Below are 19,336 nucleotides of genomic sequence, written 5' to 3'. Positions count from 1 at the left end.
GAGTCAGGGGCGGGAGTTCGGGCGGTGCTAGATTATTAGCCTTGCGAAGGAACCAGTGAGAGGAGCGGCCGCTGACTGTCGACCAACTCAATCAGCTCATGCTGATCAGCGCGACCGTCCTGCTCGTCGCCATGGGCGCCGTCCGCCTGTCCTCCCGCACCGGCCTGCCCAGCCTGCTCATCTACCTCGGCATCGGAGTCGTCCTCGGCCAGGACGGCTTCGGCCTCGACTTCGAGGACGCGGAACTCACTCGGACCCTCGGCTACGCGGCGCTGGTAGTGATCCTCGCCGAGGGCGGGCTGGCCACCAAGTGGTCCGAGATCCGCCCGTCGGTGCCGGCCGCGACGTCACTGGCCACCGTCGGCGTCGCGGTGAGCGTCGGCGTCGTCGCCTGCGCGGCGCACTTCCTGATCGGACTACCCTGGGAGAGCGCTCTGGTGATGGGCGCCGTCCTCTCCCCGACCGACGCCGCCGCGGTCTTCTCCGTACTCCGCAGGGTCCCGCTGCCACCCCGCCTGACCGGCACTCTCGAAGCCGAGTCAGGCTTCAACGACGCTCCCGTCGTGATACTCGTCGTCGCGTTGTCCGCCGTGGAGCACGCGCCCGCGGTGTGGTACGAGTTGGTGGCCACCATCCTCTTCGAGCTGGCCGTCGGCGCCGTCGCCGGCGTGCTGATCGGCAGGATCGGCGCGTACGGGCTGCGTCGCGTGGCCCTGCCGGCGGCCGGCCTCTACCCGATCGCCGTACTCGCGCTGTGCGTGCTGGCGTACGCGGGTGGCGCGCTCGCGCACGGCAGCGGATTCCTCGCGGTCTACGTCACGGCGCTGGTCCTGGGCAACTCAAAACTCCCCCACCGGCCCGCGGTGCGCGGCTTCGCGGACGGTCTGGCCTGGCTGGCGCAGATCGGTCTGTTCGTCCTGCTCGGGCTGCTTGTCACGCCGCACGTCCTGGCGGACGACGTGTGGCCGGCGTTGCTCATCGGCCTGGTGCTGACCCTGCTGGCGCGCCCGCTGTCGGTGGTCGTCAGCCTGCTGCCCTTCCGGGTGCCGTGGCGCGACCGGGCGCTGCTGTCCTGGGCGGGGTTGCGGGGAGCGGTGCCGATCGTCCTCGCCACCATCCCGATGGTGGCCGAGATGCACGGCAGCGAGCGGATGTTCAACATCGTCTTCGTGCTGGTGGTGATCTTCACCCTGGTGCAGGGACCCACGCTGCCGTGGGTGGCCCGGAAGCTGGGGCTGGCCGGTTCGCCGAGCCCGCGGGACGTGGAGATCGAGTCCGCGCCCCTGGAGCGGCTGCTTGGCCACCTGGTGTCCGTGGCCATTCCGGAGGAGTCCCGGATGCACGGCGTGGAGGTCGCCGAGCTTCGGCTGCCTCCCGGCTCCGCGGTCACCCTGGTCGTACGCGGCGGCTCCAGTTTCGTACCCATGCCCAGCACCGTGCTGCGTCGGGGAGACGAGCTGTTGGTGGTCACCACGGAGGGGGCACGGGACGCGACGGAGCGGCGGCTGCTGGCGGTTGGCCGGGGCGGCAAGCTGGCGAGCTGGCTGGGCACGGACGGTCCGGCGAAGCCACTGCGGTGAGCGTGGGGCGGCTGGTCGCGGGTCCGTCGCGGGGCCGTGCGGACGGTCGGTCGCGGGGCCGACCGGGCGGCCGTGCGGGGCGGCCGATCGCGGGTGCCGGCTCCCCGGCCGGGAGCCGGGCCCGCCGGCTCACCACCCGAATCCGTACGGGTTCGGGTGAGGTATGAGCTATGTCCGGTGGACTATGCAGCGGAAATACTGCACGATGGAGCGTCGTTAGCACTCCATAAGGAAGAGTGCCAGGAGGAAGCAGTGCCGACGTACCAGTATCAGTGCACGGAGTGCGGCGAGGGTCACGAGGCCGTACAGAAGTTCACCGACGACTCGCTCACGGAGTGCCCCAGCTGCACGGGACGGCTGAAGAAGGTCTTCTCCGCGGTCGGCATCGTCTTCAAGGGGTCCGGCTTCTACCGGAACGACAGTCGCAGCTCGTCCTCAAGCGGCAGTGGCGGTGGCTCGTCCGCGGCTTCGGGGACCTCGGGTTCCTCCGACTCCTCCGAGTCCGGTTCCGGCTCCTCCTCCGGGGACTCCGGCGGTTCCGGCTCCTCCTCGGGAGAGTCCGGCGGCTCAAGCTCCTCCTCCGGCTCCTCGGACAAGTCCTCCGGTTCCTCCGGCTCGGCGTCCTCCTCCGAGAAGGGCGGCGGCAAGAGCAAAGCGGGCAGTTCGGCGGCCTGACGTTTCCCGTCACCGGTCGCCTCGTAGGCTGCGCGCATGAGTTCACAGGCAGCGATCGGCGTCATCGGCGGGTCCGGCTTCTATTCGTTCCTCGACGACGTCACGGAAGTCACCGTCGACACGCCCTACGGGGAGCCGAGCGACTCCCTCTTCGTCGGGGAACTGGGCGGCCGACAGGTCGCGTTCCTGCCCCGGCACGGTCGTCAGCACCACCTTCCGCCACACCGGATCAACTACCGCGCCAACCTGTGGGCCCTTAGGTCCGCGGGGGTGCGGCAGGTACTCGCGCCCTGCGCCGTCGGCGGGCTTCGGCCGGAGTACGGCCCGGGCACGCTGCTCGTACCAGACCAGCTGGTGGATCGTACGAAAGCGCGGGCCCAGACGTACTTCGACGGCGAGACACTGCCGGACGGGTCCCGGCCCCAGGTGGTGCACCTGACCTTCGCGGACCCGTACTGCCCGGGAGGTCGCGCGGCCGCCCTCGCCGCGGCGCACGGACAGGGCTGGGAAGCCGTGGACGGCGGCACGCTGTGCGTGGTCGAGGGGCCTCGCTTCTCCACCCGCGCCGAGTCGCGCTGGCATGCTGCGCAGGGTTGGTCGGTGGTCGGCATGACTGGCCATCCGGAGGCCGTGCTCGCGCGTGAACTGGGGCTGTGCTACTCGTCGCTGACTCTGGTCACCGACCTGGACGCGGGCGCGGAAGCCGGTGCGGGGGTTTCGCACGCCGAGGTGATGCGGGTGTTCGGGGAGAACGTGGGGCGGTTGCGGGACGTGCTGTTCGACGCGGTGGTGCGACTGCCGGACGTACGGGAGTGTGGCTGTGCCGACTCGCTGGCCGGCCTGGAACTGGGCATCACACTGCCCTGAGCCAGAGCGCGCGGGGCACACGTGGCGCGGCGGTCGCGGTCGCGTGTGACGGTCACTGGGACAGGCGGCTTACTCGTGAGGTTGACCGAGTTATCCACAACCGCTGTGCTGTCCACAGCCCGGCACATGATTCGGCATGACCGTGCAGTCTGTGGGCGTTACGCCAACTCCTTCACCGCAGGCGGTGATCGTCATGTCCCAGCAGTTCGACAGCGTACGCACGGTGCGGCGCGCTCCCAGTCACGCGCGCACCGGCGGCTCCCGCCGTTTCCCCACTCTGCGGCCGGGCAGCCCTGGCTCGGCCAAACGCGCCAAGGCCCAGCCGACCGGCAGGACCGGCGGGGCGGACACGGAAGCAGCGATGTCACCTCGACACGTGGCCCACACCCGCCCTACCCGCACGGCCCCCGGGAGAGCGGGGTGTTCCGTCCCGGAGTTCGAGCCGATCCGAGCTGGCGGGGGAAGGCGGCTCGGTCGACATCGGCTGACGCGGACGGTCCGAAGGCGAGGACGTCCACTGACCGCCGGACTCGCCGTGGCCGCCGCGGCGTTCGCGGCCACGGCGCCGCACGGCCGGGAGGAGGGCGGGTCTCTCAGCACTCCGGCTCCGGAGGCCGTCGGGGCACAGGAGCGCGCGTCGAAAGACGGGAGCGGTTCGGGCGGGCGGGAGAGCCCGTCTGACCGCGACTCCCGCGAGCGTACGGTCTCCGCGCCGGTGCGGATCGCGGACGGGGCGACAGTGCGGCTGCTGCGGCCGGGCGATCGGGTTGATGTGATCGCGACCGAGGGTTCGAGTGACACCGACGCGCGGGTAGTGGCACGGCGCGCGCGGGTGACGGACGTGCCCACCGCCGAAGGGCCCGCCGTCCAAGGGGCCGGAAAGTCGGGCGGTTTGGTCGTGCTGAGGGTGCCCAGCCGTACGGCCACGAAGCTGGCCGGCGCGAGCGCCACCGCACAGCTGGCGGTGACGTTGTGCTGACCTGGGGATCACCCGGCTGGACACGGCTGGACACCGTCGGGCACCGTGTTCGACGTTCCGTTTTCCGCGGAATCACAGGGCACGAGAAGAGGCAGACCGGTGAGCGAGGAGAAACCAGGACTTCTGGCGGGCTTCAGGGACTTCCTGATGCGCGGCAACGTGGTGGAACTGGCCGTGGCGGTCGTGGTCGGCACCGCGTTCAGCAAGATCGTCACCGCGGTGGTCAACGGGTTCATCAATCCCCTGGTGGGTGCGATCGGCACGAAGAGCCTGGACGACTACCAGTCCTGCCTGCGAGGTCCCTGCGAGGTCGATCCGGCGACCGGAGAGGTCATCAGCGGCGTCCCGATCAGCTGGGGCAGTGTGGTGGGCGCGACCATCACGTTCCTGATCACCGCGGCGGTCGTGTACTTCCTCATGATCCTTCCGATGAACCGCTATCGAGAGCGGCAGGCGGCCCGGAATCCGGTCGAGGAGACCACCGAGCCCACCGAGGTCGAGTTGCTCACCGAGATCCGCGACGCGCTGCTCGCCCAGCGCGCGGGTTCCCCGAGTGTCACCGGTTCCGAAGGGTGCGCTGGTTCGTCCGAGGACGCAGGTTCCTCCGACGGCGAAGAGTCCGCGCCGCCGAGCGAGGGCGAGGGCACGGTGAGGCTGGCGACACAGCGCACGGGCGAGGGCAAGGCCTGAGGGGACGCGTCGGGGCAGGGTCCGCGTGGTCCGCTGAGTGGCGGGGCTCCCGGTGCCGTGCCCGGTTCACACGTGGTGTGGGGGCTTCTCGTTGAGGAATCGCGCGAGGTCGGCGGATTCAGCGTCGCCTTCCGCGCGCGAGTCGCCATCGCCCCACGCGTCGGAACCTTCCCGCCCCCAGCGATGCGCCGTTTCGGAGGTCTCCTGACTCAGCGGATCATCGAAGATCAGTTGAGCGGACGGCTCCGCTTTCGGTTGCTCACTGCTCATGGGGACAGGATACGGGCACCATGGCGGCCATGGATTCACTCACGGACGTGCGGGGCCTGCAGGTCGGCCACGCCCAACGAACCGGACACGGCTGGTTGACCGGGACCACCGTGGTGCTCGCGCCCGAGGGCGGCGCGGTGGCGGCGGCGGACGTACGGGGCGGTGGCCCTGGCACCCGGGAGACGGACGCGCTGGACCCACGCAATCTGGTCCAGCGTGTCGAGGCGGTGGTGCTCACCGGCGGAAGCGCCTTCGGGCTGGATGCCGCTTCGGGAGTGATGACGTGGCTGGAGGCGCGGCAGCGCGGTTTCCCCGTGGGCGACCAGCCCACCCGGGTCGTGCCCGTGGTACCAGCGGCGTGCCTCTTCGACCTCGGCCGGGGCGGGGACTGGCTAGCTCGGCCGGATGCCGAGATGGGTCGCGAGGCAGCCGAGGACGCCCAGGGTGACGTCGTGCTCCAGGGCAATGTGGGAGCCGGGACGGGAGCCGTGGCCGGCGGACTGAAAGGCGGCCTGGGATCAGCGAGCGTGCGTCTGCCGTCCGGCGCCACGGTGGCGGCACTGGCCGCGGTGAACGCCGCGGGCGCCGTGTGCCATCCGGAGTCCGGGGCGCTTTACGGTGAGTTGGGATGCGCCGATACGGTCCCGCCCGCCGCCGAGCAGCATGCCGAGGCACAGCGTCGGCTGGCAGACGCGCGGGAGGAGACCGAGCGGCGCTCGACCGCGTCCGTACGGCCGCCGCTGAACACCACGCTCGCTGTGGTGGCGACTGATGCCGACCTGAATCGGGCGCAGGCGCAGAAGCTCGCCGGCACGGCGCACGACGGCCTTGCGCGAGCCGTACGGCCGGTGCACCTGCTCAACGACGGCGACACGGTCTTCACCCTCGCCACCGGCGCGCAGCCGGTCAGCGGCCCGCAGCTGAACGAGGTGCTGGCGGCCGGCGCGGACGTACTCACCCGAGCGGTGGTCCGTGGTGTGCTGTCCGCGCGGAGCGTGGACGGGCCTGGCGGGGTGTTCCTCTCCTACGGCGAGCTGTACGCCCGCTCCTGACCCGGGGTGGGGAGCGCGGCGGATGCTCCCGCCGGACCTTCGCAAGAGGCACGTACCGCAGCGCCGTACGCCACCCGCCGGACCTCCGTGCGGGAAACGCCATGCGGGAAACGGCGGCACCTGACGCGAGCGGTTCGGTGGTGCGGGAGGTGGGCGAGGTGCGGGGGCACACCACGGCATCGCGTCGAAGATCGCGGCAGCGCCGTGCGCGGCGACGACAGCGCTCAGGCCCACGAGCCGCTTCCGTCTCTCGCCGTACCGTCGCCGTGTCCTCCCCAGGTCACCTCAGGGAGACGCGCACGTCCGGCGCAGCTCACCCCTCACAGCGTCCCCTCGCCTCCGCCCGGTGCCCGGGCGGGCGGCAACCGCCTCGGACGAGAGAAACCGCGGGCCGCGCGCTCGCGCCGACGGGCCGTAGCAGGCGCGGCGTTACGGATCCGCGCCCGCCTCGTGTGCCCAAGCGACCAGCCGCCGATCACGCGGCGGCGTCGAACCCGGTGTCGCGGGCGAGCTTCTTCAACTCCAGCAGCGCGTGCTTCTCTATCTGCCGAATCCGCTCCCGGGTCAGGCCGTGCTGCTTGCCCACCTCGGTGAGTGTGCGCTCCCGACCGTCCACCATGCCGTATCGCGCCTTGATGATCGAGGCGGTACGCGGATCGAGGCGTCCGATCAGGTCGTCCAGCTCCTCGCGCCGCAGCAACGTCAGCACGGACTGCTCGGGGGAGTCGGCCGAGGTGTCCTCCAGCAGGTCGCCGAACTGGGTCTCGCCCTCGTCGTCCACCGACATGTTGAGGCTCACCGGGTCACGTGCCCAGTCCAGCACGTCCGCGACCCGCTCCGGCTTCGCGCCCAACTCCTGGGCGATCTCGGTGTGTTCCGGATCGCGGCCGTGCTCACGGTTGAACTCGCGCTGAACCCGACGAATCCGGCCCAGCTCCTCCACCAGGTGCACGGGCAGTCGGATCGTGCGCGACTGGTCCGCGATGGACCTGGTGATGGCCTGTCGAATCCACCAGGTGGCGTACGTCGAGAACTTGAAGCCCTTCTGGTAGTCGAACTTCTCAACAGCTCGCACCAGGCCGGCGTTTCCCTCCTGGATGAGGTCCAGAAGCGGCAGGCCGCTGCGTGGATAACGCCGCGCCACCGCGACCACCAGCCGCAGGTTGGAGCGGATGAACACGTCCTTCGCCCGCTCGCCCTGGGCGACTATCGCCTCCAGCTCCGCACGGCTCGCGCCCGCGCTCGGCGCGTCCGACGAAGGGCTCTTCTCCACTCCGTCGAGCAGCCGCTGGGCATACACGCCCGCTTCGATGTCGAGTGAGAGATCGACTTCCTTCGCCGCGTCCAGCAGCGGCGTACGAGCGATCTCGTCGAGGTACATGCCGACCAGGTCGCGGTCCGCGACTTCTCCGCCGCCGGTGGCGCGAACACTGCTTGCCGCGTCGTTGGCACCTGTGGTGGCGGCCTGACGACGGGCGACGGCACGGGTTGCCATGCGTGCTCCCTTGCGTGGTCTACAAACTGGATCGGTGTCCGGGTCGGGTCACTCTGCCGAGTGCCCGCATCTGACCGAACCAACGAGGGGAATCCGGACAGAATTCCCACAACGCACAAACATTTTTCCGATCATGCAGTACCCTGCACCGCGACCGAAGAGAGAAACCCATGACGGACAGTGCCGAGGTACAGGTCAGCGACGGAACCGAAGGGGACCTCGAGGAGCTGACCGACCTCTACAACCACTACGTCCGGGTGTCGCCCGTGACCTTCGACATCGAGCCCTTCACTCCGGCGGAACGCCGTCCCTGGTTGCTCTCCCACAGTGGAGACGGCCCACACCGGCTGTTGGTTGCACGGAGGACCGGGTCAGTTGTCCCGGGGCGCCTGCTGGGCTACGCGCACAGCGGCCGATTCCGCCCGAAGCCTGCCTACGACACCTCCGTCGAGTGCTCTGTCTACGTCGCTCCGCGGGCGGCGGGCCAAGGTACCGGCACCCTTCTCTACAAGCAGCTCTTCGAGCGGCTGGACGGCCTTGACCTGCACCGCGCCTACGCCGGAATCACCGTGCCCAACGAACCCTCCGTCCGGCTGCACCAACGGTTCGGCTTCGAGCTGTGTGGTACGTACCACGAGGCGGGGCGGAAGTTCGGGCGCTTCCACGACGTGGAACGCTTCGAGAAGCCGCTGTGATCCTGGCTGACGACCAGCCTGACCACCCCCGTGGACGCCCGGGCCCGCACCCGCTGAGTAGCCGCCCGCACGCGGACCGCACCGCGCACGCCGCCTACGTCACACCGCCGCCCGTGCACCCACGCACCCCCGCTAACGCGTCAGCTCCCGCGCGAGCGGGGTCGGGAAACTCGGCACGAACCGGCTGTCCCCCAGCCACTCCGCCAGCCGCGCCGCCTCGGCCTCCACCGCCGTCTCGGCCTCCGCTCCCCGGTCGGCCAGGCGACGCCAGACGATCTCGCCGTCCGCGCGGCACGCCCAGCCCCCGATGATCTCGCCGTTCCACCAGACCGTCGGCCCGGCGTTGCCGGCGCTGTCGAACAGCAACGGAGTGTGTTCCGGGTCCAGATACCAGTCCCGCTGCTTCCAGCCCATCGTCGTCGGGTCGAGCCCTGGCAACAGCGCGGCAGCCGGCTCCTCGTCCCCTGCCCCGTCCGCGCGTCCCGCCTCCGCGGGTCCCCCGTCCCCGCCTCCTCCCGCGGCCTCCGAGGGCAGCATCCAACCGCTTCCCTCATCCAGCCTCACCTCCACCGCCCCCACCTCGGCAAGCGCCCGGCGCACGTCCCGTACGGGCCAGCCCGTCCACCACTTCACGTCCGCCGTCGTGCCCGGGCCGTACGACTCCAGCCAACGCCGCACCAGTTCCGCCTGTGCCGTGGACACGTCCATGGGGGCCGGCTCCGGCGCGACGTGGTACCGGAACTGTCCCGAGGTCCAACCGCCCAACGGCCGCCCACGCCGCAACCGACCGTCCATGGCGAGCAGTCGTAGCACCCAACCCCCGATCCGCTGCCTGGCCTCGTACGGCTTCCCGCGCGCGAGGACGACGGTCTCCCCCAACCTCGGCACCTCGGCACTGACCTCCGCCGCGCCCGCGCCACCGAGCCGTTCGACCGCGTCCAGCGCGGCCCGCTCCGCTTCCGCCAACCACCCGGCGTCCCAGCCCGGGTTCTCGCCGGCCAGCAGCTTGAGGATGCGCGAGCGCTCCTGAGCGGCGACCGCCCTGGCCGTCGAGTGGTGGTACACCGGCACCAGCCGGGTCGGTACGACGAAGAGCGTGCGCCGCATACAGTGCATCCGCAGCAACGTGCCGTCCTCGTAGAGCGCGCGCTCCACGTCCGCCAACTCCGGCTGCGCGAGCCGGGCGTACGCGCTGAGCGCCACCGTGGCGGCGTCCGTCGCGTGCAGTCCGACCAGCGCCTCCGCCACCTCTTCGGCCTGTCTGGCGCGCGCGGAGGGAGCGAGGAGATGGCGCCGCACAAGTCGGGCGCGGCGCTGGTCGGTCGTCACACGCATGCGGTGACTCTAAAGGGCCTCCGAGCCTGGCGATACTCGCTCGCCGCCGACGACTTGGCCGAGGCGGCGGCGGGCACCCCTACGCACGCCGGTGACGCAGGACACACGAGGCAACGGAATATCCGGGGAGAGCGTCCCCGTTTACGAGTGCGTCCAACGCAACCGGGGATTCGATCCCGGTGCTCCCAAGCCCGTCCACGGCTCCGACGAACCGAGCAGCCGACCGAAACAAGAGGGGAGACCGAGCGGCCATGACCCCCAGCGGCGACCCGGGAGGCGCGGCCCCGCTGCGTGCCGACGCCCAGCGCAACCGAACCCGGATCGGCGAAGCCGCGCGCGAGGCTTTCGTCCGACATGGTCCGGATGTCCCGCTCGACGGGGTCGCCCGGGACGCCGGCCTCGGGAATGCCACGCTCTACCGGCACTTCCCTGACCGGACCGCACTCGTGCGGTACGTCGTCCTGGGTGTCATGGACCGGATCACCGAGCGGGCGCAGACGGCACTGACGACGGCCCACGACGCGTTCCCGGCCCTCGAGCGCTTCGTCTTCGACGCGGTCGACGAACGCATCGGCGCGCTGTGTCCCGTACTCACCGAGCACATCGGCGAGGACGACACCGACGTGATGGCCGCCAGAAAACGACTGGAATCGACCCTCGACACGTTGATGGACTGGGCTCGCGCACGTGGGCAGTTGCGCCCGGACGCGGACACCGGCGACGTGCTGGTGACGCTCAGCCAGTTGTCCCGCCCGCTGCCGGGGACCGGTTGTCCGGAACTGGAACGCTTCGTCCACCGACATCTGTTGATCTTCCTCGACGGGCTCCGTGCTCCGGCGAGGTCCGAACTGCCCGGCAGCGGAGCCACTTACGAAGACCTGAGGAGCCGCCCTACCGTGTTCGACGCCGATCCCGCCGACGCGGCCGCTGACGCCGCCGAAGTCGCGACCAACGTCCCCGGCTGAATGTCCCGGCCGTACGCATGAGGTGGTCGCCGCGGGGCCGATGAGTTCCGGCACCCGCGAAAGTCAGTAGCACCGCCGGGCCCCCGACGACCGCAGGTCGGACGTCCCGCGATGCCCGCGCCGTCCGTACGAGCCAGGCCACCCGGCAACAACCAGCGCCACCCGGCAACACACGCACAGCCACCCGGACTCGTCCCGTCACAACAGTTCGTATCGCGAGGTAAACCTCCTATGTCGTCGCCCAGCCCACAATCCGACCCGAACCGGTGGAAAGCACTCACCTTCATCGCGGTCGCCCAGCTGATGGTCGTGCTTGACGCGACCATCGTGAACATCGCGCTGCCCTCCGCGCAGCGGGATCTCGACATATCCGTCGCCAACCGGCAATGGGTGATCACCGCCTACGCCCTCGCCTTCGGCGGCCTGCTGCTCTTCGGCGGCCGAATAGCGGATCTGTGGGGCCGCAAGAAGACCTTCATCACCGGACTGATCGGCTTCGCCGGCGCCTCCGCGCTGGGTGGCGCCGCCACCACGCCGGCGATGATGTTCGGCGCCCGCGGGCTGCAGGGCGTGTTCGCCGCCCTGCTCGCGCCCGCCGCGCTGTCGCTCCTCGCGGTCACCTTCACCGAGTCCAAGGAACGGGCCAAGGCGTTCGGCATCTACGGCGCCATCGCCGGTGGCGGCGGCGCCGTGGGCCTGATCCTGGGCGGTGTCCTCACCGAGTATCTGGACTGGCGATGGACGTTCTTCGTTAACATCCCGTTCGCCGTCGTCGCCGTCCTCGGCGCGCTGGCCACCGTGCACGAGCCGTCCCAGAGCCGTAACCGCTCGCCGCTGGACCTGCCCGGCGTCGTACTGTCCATCGTCGGACTGGTCTCGCTGGTGTACGGCTTCACCCGGGCCGAGTCGGAGGGTTGGACGGAGGGCGGCACGATCGCCGTGTTCGCCGCGGCTGCCGTGCTGCTCGCGTCGTTCGTGGTGGTGGAGTCCCGGGTACGGGCGCCGCTGCTGCCGTTGCGGGTCGTGCTCGACCGCAACCGCGGCGGGGTGTACCTCTCCATCGGGATGGCCACGGTCGGCATGTTCGGCCTCTTCCTGTTCCTGACCTACTACCTGCAGGTCGTCCAGGGATACTCGCCGGTCAAGACCGGCCTGGCCTTCCTGCCGATGGTGGTCGGCATGATCACCGGATCCACCCAGATCGGGGCCCGGCTGATGACGCGGCTGCCGGCCAGGCTGCTGATCGGCCCCGGGCTGCTGGTGGGGTCGCTCGGCATGCTGCTGCTGACCCAACTCGAGACGGACAGCTCGTACGCCACCCTGGTACTTCCCGCGCAGCTGATGCTGGGGCTCGGCCTGGGCACCGCCTTCATGCCGTCCATGTCGCTGGCCACCAGCGGCGTCAACCCGCGGGACGCGGGTGTCGCCTCGGCGATGGTCAACACCTCGCAGCAGGTCGGCGGCGCCATCGGCACCGCGCTGCTCAACACCATCGCCGCCAGCGCCACCACTGCCTATGTCGCCGATCACGTCGCGGAGGCGGGAGCCTCCCCTGAGGGTCGGAAGCTGGTGGAGTTGCGGGCCATGGTGGAGGGCTACACCTCGGCGATCTGGTGGGCGGTCGGCATCCTGCTGCTCGCCTCGGCCGCCGCGACCTTCCTCATCAACCACCGTCCCGGCGACGGGCCGGCCGCGCCGGCCCCCGGCGACGAGGCGGTGGAGGACGAGCCGGTGCTCGTGCCGGCGCACTGACCCTCCCACGCCCAGGAAGGCTGGTCCCCGCTCACTCACTGGATGGGCGGGGACCAGTGCTTCGACCGCCCGACCGTACGGCCACCCGACCGTACGGCCGAGGGCCGGCCTGGCGGCCGTACGAGCGCCAGGGCAGACGCCCCGCACACGTGCACGGCACCGCACGGCGCCGTTCCGTGAGCGCACCCGAGCGGGGTGTTTGTTGAATCTTCTACTAAATGGCAGACTCTCTTCTGTACCCAACTCTCAAGCAACAGAACGGAGCACCCATGAGCACCCCGAGCCCCGTCAAGCTGGCCGTCATCTACTACTCCGCCACCGGCACGAACACCCTCCTCGCCAAGGAGATCAGCGACTCCGCCGAGAAGGCGGGCGCGGAGGTCAGGCTGCGCCGGGTCGCCGAGCTCGCCCCGCAGGCAGCCATCGACTCCAACCCCGCCTGGGCCGAGAACGCCGCCGCCACCGCGGACATCCCGGAGGCCACACCGGACGACATGGAGTGGGCCGACGCGGTGATAATCGGCACCCCGACACGCTTCGGGAACGTCACCTCGCAGCTCAAGCAGTTCCTGGACCAGCTCGGTGGCCTCTGGCAGCAGGGCAAGCTCGCCGACAAGGTCTACAGCGGCTTCACCTCCTCCGCCACGCTGCACGGCGGCCAGGAGTCGACCCTCCTCGCGCTGTACAACAGCTTCCACCACTTCGGTGGCATCCTGGTCGCGCCCGGCTACACCGACGCGGCCAAGTTCGCCGACGGAAACCCCTACGGCACGTCGCACGTCGACGCCCAGGGGAACAACCCGGTGGACGAGACGACCCGTGCGGCTGCCCGTGTCCAAGCGGAGCGGGTCGTACGGATCGCCGCGGCGCTGCGGGCCGGGCGCGCGGTCTGAGCGGGTAACCCACGGCAGAGGGAGCGGGCGGCATGGCGACGCGGCGAGAACGACTGGTGATCATCGGTGCCGACGCGACGGGCATGTCCGCCGCCTCCCAGGCCCGCCGCCTGCGATCTCCCGAGGAGTTGGAGATCGTCGCCTTCGAGCGGGGCGACTTCGCCTCGTACTCCGCGTGCGGCATCCCCTACTGGATCGGCGGCGCCGTGCCGGACCGGGACCAGCTGATCGCGCGTACGCCCGAGGAACACCGCGCGCGCGACATCGACCTGCGGATGCGTACCGAGGTCACCGCGCTGGACGTGGCGGGACAGCGAGTACGCACCCGCCGGCTCGGGACAGGCACCGGAGACGGCCAGGACTGGACGGACGAGGGCTGGACACCGTACGACAAGCTGGTGCTGGCGACCGGCGCCCGTCCCGTACGGCCGCCGCTGCCCGGCATCGACGCCGAGGGCGTGCACGGGGTGCAGTCCCTCAGCGACGGCCAGGCGCTGCTGGACACGCTGCACACACTGGAGCCGGCCGGGCGTTCCGGCGACACGAACGACACGAACGGTGCCGGGGACGGGCGGCCCCGGCACGCGGTGGTGATCGGCGCGGGCTACATCGGGGTGGAGATGTCCGAGGCGCTCATCCAGCGCGGCTTCCGGGTCACCGTGCTCGACCAGGCCGAGCAGCCCATGTCGACGCTGGACGCGGACATGGGCGAACTGGTGCGGGACGCCATGTGCGACCTGGGCATCGAGGTGGTCACGGAGGCGGCCGTCACCGAGATCCGTGCCGACGACCGGGGCCGGGCCCGTGCGGTCCTCGCCGGAGGCACGGAGTATCCGGCCGACGTGGTGGTGCTCGGCATCGGCGTACGCCCCGAGACCACGCTGGCGCGGGACGCGGAGCTGCCACTGGGCGACGCGGGCGGGCTGCTCACCGACCTGGCGATGCGGGTGCGCGGACACCGGAACATCTGGGCCGGGGGCGACTGTGTCGAGGTGCTGGACCTCGTCTCGGGACGCCCTCGGCACATCGCCCTGGGCACCCACGCGAACAAGCACGGCCAGGTCATCGGCGCCAACGTCGGCGGCGGTTACGCGACCTTCCCCGGCGTCGTCGGGACGGCCGTGAGCAAGGTCTGCGACCTGGAGATCGCGCGTACGGGCCTGTTGGAAGAGCAGGCCGAGCACGCCGGGCTGCGGTACGTCAGCACGGTGATCGAGTCGACGAACCGCGCCGGCTACTACCCGGACGCGACCACGATGCGGGTCAAGATGCTCGCGGAGGTCCGTACGGGCCGGCTGCTGGGCGTACAGATCGTCGGCCGGGAAGGAGCCGGGAAACGCGTGGACATCGCCGCGGTGGCGCTGACGGCGGGGATGACGGTGGAGGAGATGACGGCGCTGGACCTGGGGTACGCCCCGCCTTTCTCCCCGGTGTGGGACCCGGTGCTGGTGGCGGCGCGCAAGGCCGCCCGGGCGGTACGCGAACGGGGCGGCTGAGGAGCCCACCGAGTGGCGGGCGGCTGGCTCCGTCCCCGGTCGGCGTGCCCGACCGCGCCGCCGAGCACGCGCCCACGCACCACCGAGACGCCGCCAGGGCACGGCCAAGGCACGGCCAACGGCGCTAGACTCGGGCGACATGGCTTCCGCCGAGGACCCCACGAGCGTACGACTGGACAGCTGGCTGTGGTCCGTACGCCTGCTGAAGACCCGCTCCATGGCCGCCACCGCCTGCCGCGGCGGCCACGTCCGGGTCAACGACGAGCGCGCCAAGCCCGCGCAGCCGCTGCGCGTCGGCGACGAGGTGCGGCTGCGGCAGGCCGGGCGGGAGCGGATCGTCGTGGTGACCCGGCTGATCCGGAAGCGGGTCGGCGCCGCGGTGGCCGCCGAGTGCCTCATCGACAACAGCCCGCCGCCTCCTGAGGCGATGCCCGTCCCGCGTCGCGAGCGCGGCGCCGGTCGCCCGACGAAACGCGAGCGGCGGGAGATGGACCGGTTGCGGGACGTCTGACGGGCCGGGCCGGCCCGAGGTCACCCTCGGTCATCCTGGCCTGCTCCGCCACCGGACTGGACCACTGAAGTCCCGCGCGCCGTCTAGCTGAGTCGAACACTCCGCTGTAACGATATGGCCGGCCGATCCAGCGACATGAGCATGGCACCGACCCGAGTGATCCTCGCGTCCCCGCTCGTGTGGCCGGACACCTGTCCCGTTTTCCTAAGGAGCGTCCCGATGCAGCAACCCAGTCGCAGACAGGCCCTGGCCGGCGCCGCCGGCGTCGCGGCGGGTCTCGGGATCACCGGCACGGCCCTCGCCGTCGACAACGGTGACTCGGCGGCCGACCGTCGCGATACCGACGAGCGGATCGACCGGATGTCGCTGGAGGAGAAGCTCGGTCAACTCTTCGTCGTCGAGGTGTACGGCGCCACCGCAGACACCGAGCACGAGAAGAACCGCGAGCTGTACGGCGTGGACACACCCGCCGAGGTCATCGAGAAGTACCAGCCCGGCGGAGTGATCTACTTCGACGCCCGACGCGGCACGGACAACGTGCGGGAGCCACGGCAGATGGCCCGGCTCTCCAACGACCTGCAGCGCGCCAGCCGTGTCCCGCTCATCATCTCCACCGACCAGGAGGGCGGCAGTGTCGTCTACCGGCTCACCGAGCCGGCGACCCTGCTGCCCGGCAACATGGCGCTCGGCGCCACCCGTTCGACCTCCGACAGCCGCGAGTCCGCCCGGATCATCGGCACCGAACTGGCCTCCGTCGGCATCAACCAGAACTACGCCCCGGACGCCGACGTCAACATCAACCCCGCCAACCCCGTAATCGGCGTCCGCTCCTTCGGCTCCGACCCGAAGCTGTGCTCCGAGCTGGTGTCGGCGGGCGTACGCGGCTACCACCGGGGCAAGGTCGCCAGCGCCGCCAAGCACTTCCCCGGCCACGGCGACACCGAGGTCGACTCACACCTCGGCCTGCCGGAGATCGACCACACCCGGGAGGAACTCGACCGGATCGACCTGCCGCCCTTCCGCGCGGCCATCGAGCGCGGCGTCGACACCATCATGACCGCGCACATCGTCGTACGGGCGCTGGACCCGAGCGGCGACCCGGCCACCATGTCCCAGCCGATCGTCACCGGACTGCTGCGGGAGGAACTCGGCTTCGACGGGCTGATCGTCACCGACGCCCTGGACATGCAGGGGGCCTCCGGCCAGTTCCCGCCGGACGAGGCACCGATCCGGGCGCTCGAGGCGGGCTGCGACCAGCTGGTGTTGGCGCCCGAGCTGGACACCGCTTTCGCCGCGGTGCTGGAGGCCGTACGATCCGGACGCATCCCGGAGAAGCGCGTCGACGCCTCCGTACGACGGGTGTTGCGGCACAAGCGACGGTACGGCCTGTTCTCCTCCCCGTACGTGAGCGAGGACCGCGCCGCACGGACCGTTGGCAAGCGGCGGCACCTGAGCACCGCGCGGGAGATCACCGACCGCACCGTCACCCTGGTCAAGAACGACGGGCTGCTGCCGCTGTCCCCCAAGACCAAGCGTTCGGTGTTGGTCACCGGTTGGGACGAGGAGACGACCGGCGCCCTCGCCGACGCCGTCTCGGCACGCTCCGGGCAGCGGGCGAAGGCCCAGGCGGTGGACGCGGTGCCGAGCGGGAAGCAGATCGAGGCCGCCGTGGCCGCCGCGCGGGAGAGCGACCTGGTGATCGTCTCCGCGAACGCCATGGCGTCCGGCGAGGACGAGGGGGCGGGACAGGCGAAGCTGGTCAAGGCACTAGAGGAGACGGACACCCCGGTGCTCGTCGTGGCCGTACGGAACCCGTACGACATCCAGCGCTTCCCGTCCGTGCCGGGCTACTTCGCCACGTACTCGCACGGCGCGCCCTCCATGGAGTCCGTCACGCGCGCCGCGTACGGGGAGCTGAACCCCGGCGGCAAGCTGCCGGTGGCCATCGTGGCACTGGACGAGCCGGACAAGGAGCTGTACCCGTACGGGCACGGCCTCACGTACTGAGCCGCGACCGGAACGCCGCGCACGTGTGGGGGTACGGGGGCCTGGATTCCCGTGCCCCCGCACGCGCTCCCGTATCCCTCGCCCCCGCACCTGCCGTACGGCGCGCTGGCGCGGGATACTGGGCGCATGACGGGACGAGACACCGGGCGGGGCACGGAAGCCGCGAAGCCCGCCGCTCCCACCGAGTCGGAGGGCGGGGAGAGCGCCTGCTGGCTGGACCGAGTCTGCCCGGAGTGCGGCCGACTGGCGGAGGCCGCGCCACCCACGGTGTGCGCACGCTGTGGCGCTTCGATGGGCGACACCTTCCGGTGAGTGGCACCCACTGACGAGGCCCGTACCCGCTACGCCGCACCCTCGGACGGCGTCGGACCGGCCGAGGGTCCGGCGAGGAGCTGTCAGTCGTTCACCGTGTGGCTCAACGACAGGTGCTCCGCCACGTCCTCCATTGGATCGTCGACCTGGCCCGCGTTGACCAGCCCGACCCGCGCCCCGTTGTGTGCGTTCCGGTTCGTCTCGTCGGCGTGGGCAGCAGCCGCCGGAGCTGCGAGCACCCCGGCTAGCCCGATCACGACGACCGACCTCCGCAGACCTGCTCCCCGCGGCCTCCTGGTACTGCGATGCATCAGCTGTCTCCTGTTCCCTGGCTGGACACGCGGCTCGGGGAAGTCAACTCGTGGGCGGCCGAGACGTTACGGGCACACGGGCAAGGAAGTCGGTAAATCGTTCCGCCTACCGGCAGAACGTCACGGGCGCGCCGAATCCCATGTTTCGTCCCGCACCAGGCTCGCAGGCCGTTCCCCGCTCCCAGGTTCGACCCGGTACGCTGTTCCCGGCGGCTTACCCAGCCGCCACCCGGCCTCCGTAGCTCAGGGGATAGAGCACCGCTCTCCTAAAGCGGGTGTCGCAGGTTCGATTCCTGCCGGGGGCACTCTGTCCAACCCACACGGGCAGAACGCGCGGAAGGCCCAGGCCACCGGGGAGGTATTCCGGGGCCCGGGCCTTCCTGCTGGGCCAGCCGGGAAGCTGGCCACGGTCACGCGAGAGCGCCGCGTACGGATCACGCGGGCCCGGGCCCACCACAAGACCCAGCAGTCCGCGGAGAGTTGGTGGGCCAGGAGGTACGAGTCCGCGGCCTGACCGCGTCGCGGACCTCCGCGGCCGCTGCTTGGCGGTGCGGGCTGGTCAGCGAAGGAGACCGAGGAACGTGAGCACTACGGAGCGCCCGCACTCCGTGAGCGTCGCCGGAGTCATCATCGACGACCAGGGTCGCGCTCTGCTGATACAGCGCCGGGACAACAGACAGTGGGAGCCGCCGGGCGGCGTCCTCGAAGCCGGGGAGACCGTGCCCGAGGCGCTTGAGCGCGAAGTACTCGAGGAGACCGGACTCAAGATCGCACAGCCCGCCACGCTCACCGGCGTCTACAAGAACATGACCGGCCTGATCGTCTCGCTCGTCTTCCGCTGCGAAGCGGCGGGCGGTACCCCGACGACCGGCGCCGAGACGTACGCACTGCGCTGGGCCACCCGCGAAGAGGTGTCCGAACTCGCCGACGAGGCGTACGCGATCCGCGTCCTGGACGCCCTCGACACGACCTCCCCGCCCGCCATCCGCGCCCACGACGGCGTACGACTCGTCTGACTCAGGACCGCCCCACCACGCTGAATGGAACTCATATCCCCGAATGACGTATCCCAGTGAGTTAGCGTCAGCTCCGTTCGGAATTCCGCGTGGGTCGCTTTCCCACTTCAGGTGTAGCGGAGGTGGGTGTGGCACGCTACGACTATCGCTGCGGTAATTGTGGCGTGTACGAGGTCGAATGCCCGGTGGGAAACGCGGAACCGGAGCGTACCTGCCCGCGGTGTCTCGGCTCCGCTCGTCGACTGTTCTCCACCGGTGTCCTGATCTCGGGAAGCGGACCGGTGGCCGCCGCGATGGACACTGACCGCAGGAGCGCGCACGAGCCCGCGGTGGTGCACGCTCCTCCCCCGGACCCGCTTCGTGGGAGAAGTCGTCCGGCCCATCCCCTGCATGCCAAACTGCCCAGGCCCTGAAACCCGTTGCGGCGGGAGGGAG

19 protein-coding genes, 1 tRNA gene and 1 pseudogene are annotated in these 19,336 nt (G+C 70.7%); 17 read left to right on the top strand and 4 right to left on the bottom strand.

From position 1 onward, the window contains the following. Positions 1-98: 98 nt before the first annotated feature. The 5 genes from AN216_RS04180 to mscL all read left to right on the top strand — a co-directional run bounded on the left by AN216_RS04180 (position 99) and on the right by mscL (position 4,791). Positions 99-1,580 carry a potassium/proton antiporter gene (locus AN216_RS04180; RefSeq protein ID WP_107401884.1) on the top strand — a complete coding sequence of 494 codons (1,482 nt, stop codon included), beginning with the start codon at positions 99-101 and terminating at the stop codon, positions 1,578-1,580. Positions 1,581-1,832: 252 nt separating this feature from the next. Then, positions 1,833-2,255: an FmdB family zinc ribbon protein gene (locus AN216_RS26435; RefSeq protein ID WP_079166229.1), complete on the top strand. Its 423-nt coding sequence runs from the start codon at positions 1,833-1,835 to the stop codon at positions 2,253-2,255. Positions 2,256-2,291: 36 nt separating this feature from the next. Beyond that, positions 2,292-3,122 (top strand): S-methyl-5'-thioadenosine phosphorylase, encoded by an 831-nt coding sequence (locus AN216_RS04170; protein WP_070195215.1) that lies wholly within the window; start codon positions 2,292-2,294, stop codon positions 3,120-3,122. 535 nt (positions 3,123-3,657) lie between these two features. Beyond that, entirely contained in the window at positions 3,658-4,101 is a 444-nt protein-coding gene (locus tag AN216_RS04165) for an RcpC/CpaB family pilus assembly protein (RefSeq protein WP_244502308.1), read from the top strand. 99 nt (positions 4,102-4,200) lie between these two features. After that, on the top strand, positions 4,201-4,791 hold the full coding sequence (gene mscL / locus AN216_RS04160) for a large conductance mechanosensitive channel protein MscL (RefSeq protein WP_070195214.1): 591 nt from the start codon (positions 4,201-4,203) through the stop codon (positions 4,789-4,791). A gap of 66 nt (positions 4,792-4,857) precedes the next feature. On the opposite strand, the gene AN216_RS04155 is transcribed toward mscL, so the two are convergent. Beyond that, on the bottom strand, positions 4,858-5,061 hold the full coding sequence (locus AN216_RS04155; protein ID WP_070195213.1) for a hypothetical protein: 204 nt from the start codon (positions 5,059-5,061) through the stop codon (positions 4,858-4,860). A gap of 29 nt (positions 5,062-5,090) precedes the next feature. Here AN216_RS04155 and AN216_RS04150 point away from each other — a divergent pair, with 29 nt between their 5' ends. Further along, positions 5,091-6,113, top strand: a complete 1,023-nt coding sequence (locus tag AN216_RS04150; RefSeq protein ID WP_244502307.1) for a P1 family peptidase — start codon at positions 5,091-5,093, stop codon at positions 6,111-6,113. A gap of 475 nt (positions 6,114-6,588) precedes the next feature. On the opposite strand, the gene AN216_RS04145 is transcribed toward AN216_RS04150, so the two are convergent. Next, positions 6,589-7,608 carry a sigma-70 family RNA polymerase sigma factor gene (locus AN216_RS04145; RefSeq protein WP_070195211.1) on the bottom strand — a complete coding sequence of 340 codons (1,020 nt, stop codon included), beginning with the start codon at positions 7,606-7,608 and terminating at the stop codon, positions 6,589-6,591. A gap of 170 nt (positions 7,609-7,778) precedes the next feature. Here AN216_RS04145 and AN216_RS04140 point away from each other — a divergent pair, with 170 nt between their 5' ends. Further along, a complete protein-coding gene (locus AN216_RS04140) occupies positions 7,779-8,303 on the top strand; it encodes a GNAT family N-acetyltransferase (protein WP_070195210.1) in 525 nt (174 codons plus the stop codon). 132 nt (positions 8,304-8,435) lie between these two features. On the opposite strand, the gene AN216_RS04135 is transcribed toward AN216_RS04140, so the two are convergent. Continuing rightward, positions 8,436-9,638: a winged helix DNA-binding domain-containing protein gene (locus AN216_RS04135; RefSeq protein WP_070195209.1), complete on the bottom strand. Its 1,203-nt coding sequence runs from the start codon at positions 9,636-9,638 to the stop codon at positions 8,436-8,438. A 251-nt stretch (positions 9,639-9,889) separates the two neighbouring features. Here AN216_RS04135 and AN216_RS04130 point away from each other — a divergent pair, with 251 nt between their 5' ends. The 7 genes and pseudogenes from AN216_RS04130 to AN216_RS04100 all read left to right on the top strand — a co-directional run bounded on the left by AN216_RS04130 (position 9,890) and on the right by AN216_RS04100 (position 17,574). Next, positions 9,890-10,603 carry a TetR/AcrR family transcriptional regulator gene (locus tag AN216_RS04130; RefSeq protein WP_070195208.1) on the top strand — a complete coding sequence of 238 codons (714 nt, stop codon included), beginning with the start codon at positions 9,890-9,892 and terminating at the stop codon, positions 10,601-10,603. A 231-nt stretch (positions 10,604-10,834) separates the two neighbouring features. After that, on the top strand, positions 10,835-12,355 hold the full coding sequence (locus AN216_RS04125) for an MFS transporter (protein WP_070195207.1): 1,521 nt from the start codon (positions 10,835-10,837) through the stop codon (positions 12,353-12,355). A 269-nt stretch (positions 12,356-12,624) separates the two neighbouring features. Then, complete coding sequence (gene wrbA, locus AN216_RS04120) at positions 12,625-13,248, top strand: NAD(P)H:quinone oxidoreductase (protein ID WP_070195206.1); 624 nt, start codon at positions 12,625-12,627, stop codon at positions 13,246-13,248. A 32-nt stretch (positions 13,249-13,280) separates the two neighbouring features. Beyond that, positions 13,281-14,744 (top strand): FAD-dependent oxidoreductase, encoded by a 1,464-nt coding sequence (locus AN216_RS04115; RefSeq protein WP_070195205.1) that lies wholly within the window; start codon positions 13,281-13,283, stop codon positions 14,742-14,744. Between the two features lie 160 nt (positions 14,745-14,904). Next, positions 14,905-15,255, top strand: a pseudogene (locus AN216_RS04110) (RNA-binding S4 domain-containing protein); the annotation flags it as partial. Positions 15,256-15,474: 219 nt separating this feature from the next. Next, complete coding sequence (locus tag AN216_RS04105; RefSeq protein WP_070195203.1) at positions 15,475-17,262, top strand: glycoside hydrolase family 3 protein; 1,788 nt, start codon at positions 15,475-15,477, stop codon at positions 17,260-17,262. 126 nt (positions 17,263-17,388) lie between these two features. Then, positions 17,389-17,574: a hypothetical protein gene (locus tag AN216_RS04100; protein WP_070195202.1), complete on the top strand. Its 186-nt coding sequence runs from the start codon at positions 17,389-17,391 to the stop codon at positions 17,572-17,574. A gap of 83 nt (positions 17,575-17,657) precedes the next feature. Here AN216_RS04100 and AN216_RS04095 read toward each other — a convergent pair whose 3' ends face one another. Next, positions 17,658-17,831, bottom strand: a complete 174-nt coding sequence (locus AN216_RS04095; protein WP_420855686.1) for a hypothetical protein — start codon at positions 17,829-17,831, stop codon at positions 17,658-17,660. A 286-nt stretch (positions 17,832-18,117) separates the two neighbouring features. Here AN216_RS04095 and AN216_RS04090 point away from each other — a divergent pair. From AN216_RS04090 to AN216_RS30975, 3 genes are all read left to right on the top strand, one after another. Further along, positions 18,118-18,190, top strand: a tRNA-Arg gene (locus tag AN216_RS04090). 303 nt (positions 18,191-18,493) lie between these two features. Further along, entirely contained in the window at positions 18,494-18,901 is a 408-nt protein-coding gene (locus AN216_RS04085; protein ID WP_070195247.1) for an NUDIX hydrolase, read from the top strand. A gap of 89 nt (positions 18,902-18,990) precedes the next feature. Then, positions 18,991-19,314 (top strand): FmdB family zinc ribbon protein, encoded by a 324-nt coding sequence (locus tag AN216_RS30975; RefSeq protein ID WP_079166228.1) that lies wholly within the window; start codon positions 18,991-18,993, stop codon positions 19,312-19,314. The last annotated feature ends 22 nt before the right edge of the window (positions 19,315-19,336 follow it).

This window comes from Streptomyces oceani (assembly GCF_001751245.1).
Taxonomy (GTDB): Bacteria; Actinomycetota; Actinomycetes; order Streptomycetales; family Streptomycetaceae; genus Streptomyces; species Streptomyces oceani.
Note: the sequence above shows the minus strand (reverse complement) of the source record. Positions and strands in the feature narration are given on the sequence as shown.

Excerpts from the sequence above, each read along its gene's own strand:
- AN216_RS04180 (WP_107401884.1), top strand. The coding sequence starts at position 99 with ATGCTGATCAGCGCGACCGTCCTGCTCGTCGCCATGGGCGCCGTCCGC.
- AN216_RS04170 (WP_070195215.1), top strand. The coding sequence starts at position 2,292 with ATGAGTTCACAGGCAGCGATCGGCGTCATCGGCGGGTCCGGCTTCTAT.
- AN216_RS04155 (WP_070195213.1), bottom strand. The coding sequence starts at position 5,061 with ATGAGCAGTGAGCAACCGAAAGCGGAGCCGTCCGCTCAACTGATCTTC.
- AN216_RS04150 (WP_244502307.1), top strand. The coding sequence starts at position 5,091 with ATGGATTCACTCACGGACGTGCGGGGCCTGCAGGTCGGCCACGCCCAA.
- AN216_RS04145 (WP_070195211.1), bottom strand. The coding sequence starts at position 7,608 with ATGGCAACCCGTGCCGTCGCCCGTCGTCAGGCCGCCACCACAGGTGCC.
- AN216_RS04140 (WP_070195210.1), top strand. The coding sequence starts at position 7,779 with ATGACGGACAGTGCCGAGGTACAGGTCAGCGACGGAACCGAAGGGGAC.
- AN216_RS04135 (WP_070195209.1), bottom strand. The coding sequence starts at position 9,638 with ATGCGTGTGACGACCGACCAGCGCCGCGCCCGACTTGTGCGGCGCCAT.
- AN216_RS04130 (WP_070195208.1), top strand. The coding sequence starts at position 9,890 with ATGACCCCCAGCGGCGACCCGGGAGGCGCGGCCCCGCTGCGTGCCGAC.
- AN216_RS04125 (WP_070195207.1), top strand. The coding sequence starts at position 10,835 with ATGTCGTCGCCCAGCCCACAATCCGACCCGAACCGGTGGAAAGCACTC.
- wrbA (WP_070195206.1), top strand. The coding sequence starts at position 12,625 with ATGAGCACCCCGAGCCCCGTCAAGCTGGCCGTCATCTACTACTCCGCC.
- AN216_RS04115 (WP_070195205.1), top strand. The coding sequence starts at position 13,281 with ATGGCGACGCGGCGAGAACGACTGGTGATCATCGGTGCCGACGCGACG.
- AN216_RS04105 (WP_070195203.1), top strand. The coding sequence starts at position 15,475 with ATGCAGCAACCCAGTCGCAGACAGGCCCTGGCCGGCGCCGCCGGCGTC.
- AN216_RS04100 (WP_070195202.1), top strand. The coding sequence starts at position 17,389 with ATGACGGGACGAGACACCGGGCGGGGCACGGAAGCCGCGAAGCCCGCC.